Annotated in this window: 11 protein-coding genes; 2 read left to right on the top strand and 9 right to left on the bottom strand. The window is 74.6% G+C overall.

Annotated elements, in window-relative coordinates; genetic code table 11:
• Positions 1-155 precede the first annotated feature (155 nt).
• From ACZ4W5_RS30015 to ACZ4W5_RS30000, 4 genes are all read right to left on the bottom strand, one after another.
• Positions 156-1,316, bottom strand: a complete 1,161-nt coding sequence (locus tag ACZ4W5_RS30015) for an Mrp/NBP35 family ATP-binding protein (protein ID WP_360230854.1) — start codon at positions 1,314-1,316, stop codon at positions 156-158.
• A gap of 56 nt (positions 1,317-1,372) precedes the next feature.
• Complete coding sequence (locus ACZ4W5_RS30010) at positions 1,373-2,029, bottom strand: DUF1003 domain-containing protein (protein WP_465658041.1); 657 nt, start codon at positions 2,027-2,029, stop codon at positions 1,373-1,375.
• Positions 2,019-3,305, bottom strand: a complete 1,287-nt coding sequence (locus tag ACZ4W5_RS30005) for a magnesium transporter MgtE N-terminal domain-containing protein (RefSeq protein ID WP_465658039.1) — start codon at positions 3,303-3,305, stop codon at positions 2,019-2,021. The genes ACZ4W5_RS30010 and ACZ4W5_RS30005 overlap by 11 nt, the downstream gene beginning before the upstream one ends.
• Before the next feature lie 157 nt (positions 3,306-3,462).
• Positions 3,463-4,002 (bottom strand): pyridoxamine 5'-phosphate oxidase family protein, encoded by a 540-nt coding sequence (locus ACZ4W5_RS30000; RefSeq protein ID WP_402481477.1) that lies wholly within the window; start codon positions 4,000-4,002, stop codon positions 3,463-3,465.
• 131 nt (positions 4,003-4,133) lie between these two features.
• On the opposite strand from ACZ4W5_RS30000, the gene ACZ4W5_RS29995 reads away from it, so the two are divergent.
• Positions 4,134-5,066, top strand: coding sequence for a DMT family transporter (locus ACZ4W5_RS29995; protein ID WP_465658037.1), 933 nt, complete (start codon positions 4,134-4,136; stop codon positions 5,064-5,066).
• Between the two features lie 80 nt (positions 5,067-5,146).
• Here the strand turns inward: ACZ4W5_RS29995 and corA are convergent, their stop codons facing one another.
• On the bottom strand, positions 5,147-6,268 hold the full coding sequence (gene corA, locus ACZ4W5_RS29990) for a magnesium/cobalt transporter CorA (protein WP_360230846.1): 1,122 nt from the start codon (positions 6,266-6,268) through the stop codon (positions 5,147-5,149).
• Positions 6,269-6,670: 402 nt separating this feature from the next.
• Between corA and ACZ4W5_RS29985 the strand changes: the two genes are divergently transcribed.
• Positions 6,671-7,312, top strand: a complete 642-nt coding sequence (locus tag ACZ4W5_RS29985) for a suppressor of fused domain protein (protein ID WP_402481468.1) — start codon at positions 6,671-6,673, stop codon at positions 7,310-7,312.
• A 109-nt stretch (positions 7,313-7,421) separates the two neighbouring features.
• On the opposite strand, the gene ACZ4W5_RS29980 is transcribed toward ACZ4W5_RS29985, so the two are convergent.
• The 4 genes from ACZ4W5_RS29980 to ACZ4W5_RS29965 form a co-directional block, all read right to left on the bottom strand.
• Positions 7,422-8,282, bottom strand: coding sequence for a PHP domain-containing protein (locus tag ACZ4W5_RS29980; RefSeq protein WP_465658035.1), 861 nt, complete (start codon positions 8,280-8,282; stop codon positions 7,422-7,424).
• Positions 8,283-8,338: 56 nt separating this feature from the next.
• Positions 8,339-8,977, bottom strand: coding sequence for a DUF6758 family protein (locus ACZ4W5_RS29975; protein WP_360230840.1), 639 nt, complete (start codon positions 8,975-8,977; stop codon positions 8,339-8,341).
• Positions 8,978-9,360: 383 nt separating this feature from the next.
• Positions 9,361-9,519, bottom strand: coding sequence for a hypothetical protein (locus ACZ4W5_RS29970; RefSeq protein ID WP_188305309.1), 159 nt, complete (start codon positions 9,517-9,519; stop codon positions 9,361-9,363).
• 382 nt (positions 9,520-9,901) lie between these two features.
• Positions 9,902-10,780, bottom strand: coding sequence for an alpha/beta fold hydrolase (locus ACZ4W5_RS29965; protein ID WP_465658033.1), 879 nt, complete (start codon positions 10,778-10,780; stop codon positions 9,902-9,904).
• Between the last annotated feature and the right edge of the window lie 165 nt (positions 10,781-10,945).

Below are 10,945 nucleotides of genomic sequence, written 5' to 3'. Positions count from 1 at the left end.
CACCTTAGGCGGGGGCGTCAGCGCTGACGGTGTCGGCTGCACACCCGTCCCAGCCTGGGGAGGTCCACCCATTCGGGAGCCGCGCGGCGCCGCGGACACGCAGCGGGGCCGGACGGTGATCCGTCCGGCCCCGCCTCGTACGCCCGCGCGGAACGTCAGAACTTGTTCTTGGGCGTCAGCCCCAGCGACATGCCGGACAGGCCGCGCTGGCGGCCGCCGAGCTTGCCGGCCACGGCGCGCAGGGCGGCGCCGGCCGGGGAGTCGGGGGCGGCGAGCACGACCGGGCGGCCGTCGTCGCCGCCCTCGCGCAGCCGGACGTCGATCGGGATCGAGCCGAGCACCGGGACGGTCGCGCCCACGGTGCGGCTCAGCGCGTCGGCGACGGTCTGGCCGCCGCCGGTGCCGAAGACGTCGATCATCTCGTCGCAGTGCGGGCACGGCATGCCGGACATGTTCTCGATCACGCCGACGATCTTCTGGTGGGTCTGCACCGCGATGGTGCCGGCCCGCTCGGCCACCTCGGCGGCGGCCATCTGCGGGGTGGTGACGATCAGGATCTCCGCGTTGGGGACGAGCTGCGCCACCGAGATCGCGATGTCGCCGGTGCCGGGCGGCAGGTCCAGCAGCAGCACGTCCAGGTCGCCCCAGTAGACGTCGGCCAGGAACTGCTGCAGCGCGCGGTGCAGCATCGGGCCGCGCCAGACCACCGGGGCGTTGCCCGGGGTGAACATGCCGATCGAGATGACCTTCACGCCGTTCGCCTGCGGCGGCATGATCATGTCCTGGACCTGGGTGGGCCGGCCCTCGACGCCCAGCATGCGCGGCACGCTGTGGCCGTAGATGTCGGCGTCCACGACGGCGACCTTCAAGCCGTCCGCGGCCATCGCGGCGGCCAGGTTGACGGTCACCGAGGACTTGCCGACGCCGCCCTTGCCGGAGGCGACGGCGTAGACCCGGGTCAGCGTGCCCGGCTTGGCGAACGGGATCTCCCGCTCGGGGGCACCGCCGCGCAGCAGCTGGGAGAGCTCCTTGCGCTGCTCGTCGCTCATCACGTCGAGCTCGACCTCGACGCCGGTCACACCGGGCACCCGGCCGACCGCGTCGCGGACCCGGGTGACGATGGTGTCGCGCATCGGACAGCCGGAGACGGTCAGGTAGACCGCGACGCGCACCGCGCCGTCCTCGGCGATCCCGACCGATTTCACCATGCCGATCTCGGTGATCGGGCGGTTGATCTCCGGGTCGTTGACGGTCGCCAGCGCCTGGCGTACGGAGTCCTCCGTGACGCCGGCCGCGACCTCTGTCTCGTTGGCCATGCCTTGATGGTACGGCTCCGGGCGAACCGCTCGACCGGCCGGTGGCGTGCCGCCGGTCACAACGACTCGGGGGCACCCCGCCGTTCGTCGATCTCCTTGAGCAGCGCGTGGAGTTCGGAGCGGATGCTGCCCAGTTCGGAGGTGATGAAGGCGCGGGTGGCCACCTCGCCGAGCCCGTGCCGCAGCGCCGCGACCTCGCGGGCCAGGTACTCGGTGTCGGCGATGTTGCGGTCGCTGCGGGCCCGGTCCTGCTCCATGTTGACGCGGTCCCGGTTGTCCTGGCGGTTCTGCGCCAGCAGGATCAGCGGCGCCGCGTAGGAGGCCTGGAGCGACAGGACCAGGGTCAGGAAGATGAACGGGTACTCGTCGAAGCGCGCGGCCGGCGGCAGCATGGTGTTCCACAGCACCCAGACGATGATCACCACCGTCATCCAGACGATGAACCGCCCGGTGCCGAGGAAGCGGGCGATCCGCTCCGACAGCACGCCGAAGGCCTCGGGGTCGTAGGACGGCAGGGTCAGCAGGCCGGGCCGCGCGGTGCGCGGCTGGTCGAGCCGGACGCGGTTGGAGCCGGTGATGGGGGAGGTCTCCAGGCGCTCCCGGCCGCCGCCCTCGCGGGTGCGCAGTTCGCGCAGCTGGCGCAGCTCCCGCAGTTCGCCCTGCAGGCGCCGGCGGGCGGACTCGCCCCGCCGGCCGTTGCGGTCACCGTCCACCGTGCACCTCTTCTCTGTCGTCGTCCCCGGCGTGCAGCGCGGCGTCGCGCCAGTCCTCGGGCAGCAGGTGGTCGAGCACGTCGTCGACGGTCACCGCGCCGAGCAGGTGGTCGGCCTCGTCCACCACCGGCGCGGCCACCAGGTTGTACGTCGCCAGGTAGCTGGTGACCAGCGACAGCGGGGTGTCCGGCGGCAGCGCGTCCAGGTCGTCGTCCACCAGCGAGCCGACCAGCACGTACGGGGGCTCGCGCAGCAGCCGCTGGAAGTGCACCGCGCCCAGGTACTTGCCGGTCGGGGTCTCGTTCGGCGGCCGGCAGACGTACACCTGGGCGGCCAGCGCGGGCTTGTGGTCGCGGATCCGGATCCGGGCCAGCGCCTCGGCGACCGTCGCGTCCGGCTCCAGGACGATCGGCTCGGTGGTCATCAGACCGCCGGCGGTGTCCTCCTCGTAGGAGAGCAGCCGGCGGACCGGCTCGGCCTCCTCCGGCTCCATCAGGCCGAGCAGCCGCTCGGCCTCCTCGCCGGGCAGCTCGGAGAGCAGGTCGGCGGCGTCGTCCGGGTCCATCGCCTCCAGGACGTCGGCCGCCCGCTCCTCCTTGAGCTTGCCGATGATCTCGACCTGGTCGTCCTCGGGCAGCTCCTCCAGGACGTCCGCGAGCCGCTCGTCCGGCAGCGCGGCGGCCACCTCGGCGCGGCGCTTGGCCGACAGGTGGTGCATCACGCTGGCGAGGTCGGCCGGGCGCAGCTGCTCGAAGGTGGCGAGCAGGTTCGCCGCGCCCTGGTCCTGTTCGGGCAGCGCGAAGCCGGTGACGTCCTGCCAGTCCAGGGTGAGCCGCTCGCCCTTGCCCTTGCGCAGCCGGGTGGCCCGGCCGACCTGGACGAAGACCTTGGTGACCTCCCACTCGCGCAGCCGGGTCTGCACCATGCCGACGTCCAGCACGGTGACGTCCTCACCGGTCTTGGACCAGGTGACGGTGCGGTCCAGCAGCTCGGCCAGCACCAGGGTCTCGGACGGGCGCTGCTCGAAGCGGCGCAGGTTGATCACGCCGGTGGTGAGCACCTGGCCGGACTCCAGGCTGGTCACCCTGGTCATCGGCAGGAAGATCCGGCGCCGGGCGACGACCTCGACCACCAGGCCGAGCACCAGCGGAGGGCGGCCGCCGAGGCGCAGCGAGACCACCACGTCGCGGACCCGCCCGACCTGGTCGCCGTTCGGGTCGAACACCGCGACGGCGGAGAGGTGGGAGATGAAGACCCGGCTTCCTGGCCCTGCCATGAACTCCCTCGACTCCCTCGACCCTGCCCGGGCGGTCCGACCTGCTCGACGCCGTACGGTGCGCACCGGGGCGCACGTCCGGCCCAGGCTACCTGTGCCGCCTGCACCCGGCCCGGTGAGGCACGGTAGCGGGCCCAGGAGTCCTCGGCATGAACCTTTAGCGGCGCTTGAACAGCAGTTTGGGCAGTCCGGCGGGGATCGGACGGCGGGTGGTGGCCGGGGTGGGCATCGGCTCGGCGGCGAGCGAGCCGTCCGGCATGGCGCCCGGACGCTCGGTCAGCGCCCCTACCGGCCGCAGCCGCAGCACCCGGCACTCGCGGGCCCAGCGCTCGGCGATGGTGTCCGTGTCGGGCGCGTTCAGCCGCTTGCCCTTGAGCTCCTCGACGGCGCCCAGCCAGGCCTCGCCGTTCGGCGCCAGCTCGACCACCTCGGCGGCCCAGCCGGTCAGCCGGCCGCCCTTGTCCTTGCTGCGCACGGTGATCACGGCGCGGCCGCCCGCGGTCAGGCCGTGCAGGGGCTGCTCGCCGCCCCCGCCGACCACCACCACGGCGCCGTCGTGCCAGGCGTGCCAGAGCGGGCGGGCCTGCGCCTCGCCGTCCGCGCGCACCCAGAGCAGTCCGGACTTCTTCGCGGCCTCCTCCAGCAGGGCCTGGTCGAGGAAGTCGTCGGCGACGGGGGCGGCGGAGTTGCGGTCCATGGCGACAGCGTACGGGTTCGCCGCCCGCGCCCGCCGGGCCGGATGTCTCAGCCTCCGGGCGACAGTTCCATTGACGCCCCACGGGCCTTACCGTATGAGCGCCACACCCCCGCGACCAGCGAAGGAGCGCCGTGCCCGCCGCCCGGCCCGCGACCGCCCCCGCCCCTGCCACCACCGCCGCCGACCAGCGGCCCGCGCACCCGCTCCCCACCGTCGACCTGCTGCTGCTCGCCGTCTCGATCGGCGGCATCTCCCTCTCCGGCCCGCTGATCTCCGCCACCGCCGCGCCCGCGCTGGCCATCGCCTTCTGGCGCAACGTCATGTCGGTCGGCGCCCTGGGCCCGTACGCGCTGCTGCGCCACCGTGCCGAGCTGCGCGGGATCGGCCGACGGGCGCTGCTGCTCGCGGTCGCCGCCGGGGCGCTGCTCGCGGTGCACTTCGCGCTCTGGATGCCCAGCCTGCGGATGACCTCGGTGGCCTCCGCGACCGCGCTGGTCACCACCACCCCGCTGTGGACGATCCTGCTGATGCGGCTGTTCGGCGTCCGGGCGCCGAGGATGGTCTGGCTCGGGACGGTCGTCGCCTTCGCCGGGGTGCTGGTGCTGACCGGCGTCGACCTCTCGATGTCCCCGCGCGCCCTGCTCGGCGACGCCCTCGCGCTCGCCGCGGGCCTGGCCGCGGCCGGGTACCTGCTGCTGGGCGCGGAGGTCCGCAGGACGGTCAGCACCACCGCGTACACGCTGGTCTGCTACGCGACCACGGCGGTCGGCCTGCTGGTGCTCTGCCTGGCCACCGGCACGCGGCTGTCCGGCTGGTCGGCCGGGGCCTGGTGGCAGATCGTGCTGCTGATGGTCACCGCGCAGCTGCTCGGGCACTCGCTGAGCAACCGGGTGGTGCGCACCCTCGGCCCGTCGATCACCTCCACCGCGATCCTGCTGGAGACCCCGGGCGCGGCCCTGATCGCCGCGCTCTGGCTCGGCCAGTGGCCCCCGGTGGCGGCGTACCCGGCGGTGGTGCTGATCCTGCTCGGCCTGGTCCTGGTCGCCCGCGGCGGACGGCGCTGACGCCCCCGCGGGGTCCCGCGCTGCGGGGTCCCGGCCCCCGCGGGGCGTGACCCCGGGGCGGGCGCGGGCGGGGGCGGGCGCTACAGCCAGCCGTTGCGGCGGAAGCCCCGGTACATCCCGATGCAGATCAGCGTGATCGCGGTGAGCACCATCGGATAGCCGTAGGCGTGGTGCAGTTCGGGCATGTAGTCGAAGTTCATGCCGTAGACGCCGGTGATCATGGTGGGCACCGCGAAGATCGCCGCCCAGGCGGTGATCTTGCGCATGTCCTCGTTCTGCGCCACCGACACCTGCGCCAGGTTGGCCTGGAGCAGCGAGTTCAGCAGTTCGTCGAAGCCGTGCACCTGCTCGGTGACCCGGGCCAGGTGGTCGGCGACGTCCCGGAAGTACTTCTGGATGTCCGGGTCGACCAGGCCCTGCTGCGGCTCGGACAGCTGCTGCATCGGGCGCAGCAGCGGTGCCACCGCGCGCTTGAACTCCAGCACCTCGCGCTTGAGTTGGTACACCCGGCCGACGTCCGCGGTGCGCGCGCCCTTGGCCGAGAAGACGCCGTACTCGATCTCGTCCACGTCGTTCTGCAGCCGTTCGGCGACCAGCAGGTAGTTGTCCACCACGTGGTCGGCGATCGCGTGCAGCACCGCGGCCGGGCCCTTGGCGAGCAGCCCGGCCTCGTCCGCGTCCGCCTCCAGCCGGTGCCGCAGCTCCTGCAGTGAGCCGTGGCCGCCGTGCCGGACGGTGATCACGAAGTCCCGGCCGGCGAAGACCATCAGCTCGCCGGTCTCCACCACCTCGCTGGTGGGCGTCAGTTGGTCGTGCTCGACGTAGCGGATGGTCTTGAAGACGGCGAACAGCACGTCGTCGTAGCGCTCCACCTTGGGCCGCTGGTGGGCGTGCACCGCGTCCTCCACCGCGAGCGGGTGCAGGCCGAAGCGCTGGGCGATGCCCTCGAACTCGGCCTCGGTCGGCTCGTGCAGCCCGATCCAGCTGAACGACCCGGCGGTGTCCGGGAGTTGGTGCGCGGCCTTGACCCGGCGGGCGGCCTCGCGGGGGCTGCAGGTCTCGCCGTTGCGCCGGCCGTGCTGGTAGACCGCGCAGTCCACGACCGCCGAGCCGACGCCCTCGGGCACGGCGTCGTACGCCCCGACGGGGCCCCGTCGGCGGTTGGTGCGGACGGCGGCGCGCAGGCTGTTGATCATCGACATGACAGGCTCCCTGGGGCAGGAGCCGTCGCACGGTGGCGCGGTAGGGACGCGGAAGGGCCGTGGTGCGACGGCGAGGAACACCGGTGAAGGGGACGAGGGGTGCTCTCCCGGCCGGTCCGTCCGCCGACGACCCGCGCCCGGGCCACTGGGGCTCGGTCAGCCGCTGAGGCCTGCGGGGCGGGGGTCACGGGGAAGTCGGGGCCGGGCAGAGCTGCCGGTACTGCATGGTCGGCCGGTATCCACCGCAACCACCTCCTTCGCTCGCCGCCCCGGAACCTGCGATCCCGGTGGCCAGTCGCTCACCTTAACATCTGACCGGGCATCGGTGCCCCGGGGTTTCCCCGGCCTTCGCCCGTACGCCCCCGCGCGGATGCCGGGGCGGCCCGGGTTACGCTCACCGGCATGGCGCACGACTTCCTGTCCTTCGGCGACCCCCACGGCGGCAGCTCCCCGGAACTCACCCGGGAGGCGGTGCTGGCGGCCGTCGAGGCCCGGCTGATCTCCACCTTCGGCGAGCCGAGCGGCCGCGCCGCCGTCACCTTCCTCGGCACCGACCGGATCGAGGTGCTGCGCTTCGGGCCGGACGCCGACGGCCTGGTCCGCTACGCGACGCTCGGGATGTCGGCCGCCCCGATGGCCGACCCGACCCAGCCGGTCGCCGACCAGCTGCGCGGACCGCGCGTCGAACTGGTGCTGACGGTGCGCGGCGGGCGCGACGGCGTGCTGCGCAGCCTCGCCACCTTCGCCGCGACGCCGCAGGTCGAGGGCCTGGTGGTGGCCCCGGGCGGCTCGCTGGACCTCGGCGCCCCGCTCTGGGAGGGCGCCCCGTTCACCTCGGTGCTGGCCGCCGAGCCGGGCGGGCTGGTCGAGGACCTGGAACTGGCCGAGCCCGCCGAGCCGGTGCGCTTCCTGCCGCTGCTGCCGATGACGCCCAACGAGGCGGGCTGGAAGCGGGTGCACGGCGCGGCCGCGCTCCAGGAGCGCTGGCTGGACCAGGGCACCGACCTGCGCGACCCGGGGCGGCGCGGCGTCAGGCTCGACTGACCCCCGGTCGGGACCGGGCCCCGGCGTCGGCTCCCAGCGGGGAGGGCGTACGGGCGGGCCCGCCCGCCGCACCGCGCCCCGGTGCGCCGGAGCGCGGCCCCGCCCGCCGTCAGCGCTCGATCGGCTTCGCCCCGGTGGCCTGGGCCAGCAGCGCCTCGTACACCCCGGGGTCGGTGGTGTGCTCGCCGAGCCGGACGGTCTTGCGGCTGCCGTGGTAGTCGCTGGAGCCGGTGACCAGCAGGCCGAGGTCGCCGGCCAGGCCGCGCAGCCGCTGCCTGGTCTCCTCGTCGTGGTCGGTGTGGTCGACCTCCAGCCCGGCCAGTCCGGCGGCCGCGAGCTCGGCGATCACCCGGTCGGGGACGGTCCGGCCGCGCTTGACCGCGCCGGGGTGGGCGAACACCGGCACCCCGCCGGCCGCCCGGACCAGCCGGACGGCCCGCACCGGGTCGGTCTCGTGCTTGCGGACGTCCGCCCGGCCGCCGTTGGCCAGCCACTGCGGGGTGAAGGCGTCCGAGACGGTGGCCACCACGCCCGCCTCGACCAGCGCGCTGGCGATGTGCGGCCGCCCGACCGACCCGGTCCCGGCGATCCGCTGCACCTGCTCCCAGCTGATGTCCGCGCCGAGCTCCCGGCAGCGCTCGACGACCGCCCGGCCGCGCCGGAACCGGTCGGTGCGCACCAGCTCGCGCTCGGCCGCGAACTCCGGCTCCTCGGGGTCGAACAGGTACGCCAGCAGGTGCATGCTGACGCCGTCCACGACGCAGGACAGTTCGGCGCCGGGCACGACGGTCAGCCGGGTGCCGTCCGGCAGCGCGTGCAACGCGGCGGCGGCCTCGGCGTGCCCGGCGACGGTGTCGTGGTCGGTGAGCGCGACCACGTCGAGGCCGGCCGCGACCGCCGCCGCGACCAGCTCGGCCGGGCTGTCGGTGCCGTCGGACGCGGTGCTGTGGGCGTGCAGGTCGATGCGCACGGGGCGGACTCCTCAGGCTGGTGGGTGCCGCCCAGGATAGGCCGTGCGGCCCGCCGTCAGCCCAGCAGCCGGGGGGAGAGCGCCCCGCAGGGCAGCAGGTCCAGTTCGGCGCCGGCCTCGCGCAGGTCGGTGAGCACCAGTTCGTCGTACATCACCAGCGCGGACTGCTCGGGCCAGGCGATCGCCCAGAGCCAGAGCCCGCGGGCCTCGCCGACGAACACCGCACGGTCGGCCGGGGCGTCCGGGACGTGGAACATCGGGGTGGGCCGCCCGGCGGCCATCAGCTTGGCGTCGGCGGGCTTGTAGAGGCCGACCGAGTCGCCCGGGTCGGGGCCGGGCAGTCCGGCGTAGCGGGCGCCGAGCCCGACGCCCAGTTCCTCGGCGACCAGCACCAGTTCGCCGAAGCCGCCGAGCGGGGCGGGCCCGGAGCAGGCGACGGCGGTGGCCCGGGCGCCCGAGATGTCGTCGCCGACGTGGGCGATGCCGGTGTAGAGCCAGCCGACCGGGAGCGGCCAGGGCAGCCAGACGGGGACCTGGGAGCGGACGACGGCGACGCCCAGGGCTTCCACGCTCGGGGGCAGTACGGGTTGCATCGGGTGCACGGCTCCGTGCCGGTCGCACTGCCAGGTGTCCGAAAAAAGACCGGGGGCGCGGACCCGACCGGCGCACCTCGGACAGCTTGGCTCGCCCCTCATAGCCGACAACGCTCCTCCCTCCGGACCGCCGCGTCAAGGACGATCACCCGTACGGACGGCTCGGCGGCACCCTGTCGGTGCTGGACGCCCGGCCGGCGCGGGTGGGTGCGGCGCGGGCGGTTCCCGTTGGGGGATGTCCCGTGGCGGGCGGAGGCAAACGTTCCGGGGCCGGGGCGGGGTCGGGGCCAGGCCGGGACGGGACTGGAGCCGGGTCGGGGCGGGGTCGGGGCCGGGTGGGAGCCGGTTCGGGGCCGGACGCACTGACGCCCCGTCAACGGCGATCGCGGTGACGGGGCGTCAGTCGGGTATCGGTACGTCCGGATCGGACGCTCCCGGCTCGTCGGCGGCGGGTGGGGCCTCCCGGTCGGAGGCGCCGCGCCGGGTCAGACGGTCGGGCACGGGCGGATGAGCAGGCGCTCGCCGGTGCGGGCGGCGTCCTGGACGAGCTCGCGGACGGTCTCGGCGTCGGCGATCACGCGGTCGGTCGCGGAGCCGTTGGCGTCGTCCAGGCGGAGGATCTCGAAGCGCATGGGCTTGGTCATGGGCGTCTCCTTTCCGGGCCCCGCGGTGCGGGGCGGTTGCGGCTGAGTCGGTATCAGCCCTTTCGGGGTCCTGCGGATCCGGCGCTGCGGCCGGACCACGCGGGTGGTACGTGTGGCGGTCTGCTGCGGCAAGGGCTCCCCCTGGGCTTGCCTGGTGCGTCCAGTCCCTCGTGCACCACGGTGTCGTGGCGGTGCTACCGGGCCATTGCCCGTCCGTAACGTCCGGGTTTCGGCTGAAAGGCACCCCGGTGGGGGTCGCCGATGATTCCCGGACAGAATCAAAGATTACCGTAACTAACGACTTTTGTCCTGTGCCGAGAGCGGTCGAACCCCCGGAAGTGGTACAGACCACGCCGGGGAAGGGGTCGGTCGGAGGCCGGGCTCAGGCCCAGAACGCGGCCAGCGCCTCGGCCGTGGCGGTCGGCCGCTCGGCGTTGGGGGAGTGGGCCGCGCCCGCGACGACCACCCGGCGGGCGCCCAGCCGCCGCGCCATCGCGCCCTGCTCCGGCACCGGCCAGGCGTAGTCCTGCTCCCCGGACACCACCAGCACCGGCAGCGTCCCGGCCGTCACCGCGGCCAGCTCGTCCACCCGGTCCGGCGCGGCCACCAGGTGCGCGCCGGTGACGGCCAGCGACCGCGGCACATTGGCCACCCAGCGGCGGTGCAGGAACTCCGCGACCCCCGGCGCCAACGCCGGCTTCGGGCTCCCGCTGCTCTCGTCCATCTGCCGCATGACCTGCCAGATCTCCTCCAGGCCCATGACCGGCAGGACGTCCAGCAGCATCCTGGTCCGGGCCGCCTCGGCCGGGTCGATCGCGCCCGGCCCGGTGGCCATCAGGGTCAGCGAACGCCACGGCAGGGGGCCCTCCTCGGCCGCCGCGAGCACCGCCTCCCGGACCACCTGGCCGCCGAAGGAGTGCCCCAGCAGGTGCACCGGCCCGCCCTCCGCGGCCAGCACCTCGGTCAGCGCCCGGACGTCGGCGCCCAGCGCGCTCACCTCGTACGCCGCCTCGTCGTCCGGCCCGCCGGTCTCGTACTGCCCCCGCTGGTCCACGGCCGTCACCCGGTACCCGGCGGCCGCGAGCGGCGCGAGCAGCGCGATGAAGTCCTCCTTGCTGCCGGTGAACCCCGGCACCAGCAGCGCCGAGCCGCGCACCGGGCCGTCCGGCTCCGCCCGCAGCGCCGCGAACTCCCCGCGCGCGGTCGGCACGCGCTGCGCCCGGGCGCAGCGGGGCAGGTCCAGGAACGGCGGAGTACTCATGAGCGGGTTCCCTCCCGGGGCAGGCGATGCCATGAGCCTATGCCGTTCCGGTACCCCTCCCACCAGGCGGGACGCCCGGGAACGCCCGAGGGGGCGGGGGGGGGGGGGGGTGGGGGGGGGCCCCCCGGGGGGGGAGGGGTTTCCGGGCGCGGGGGGGGGTGCTGG

The organism is Kitasatospora sp. NPDC029367 (genome assembly GCF_055569135.1).
This window is presented reverse-complemented; position numbering and strand designations above follow the sequence as displayed.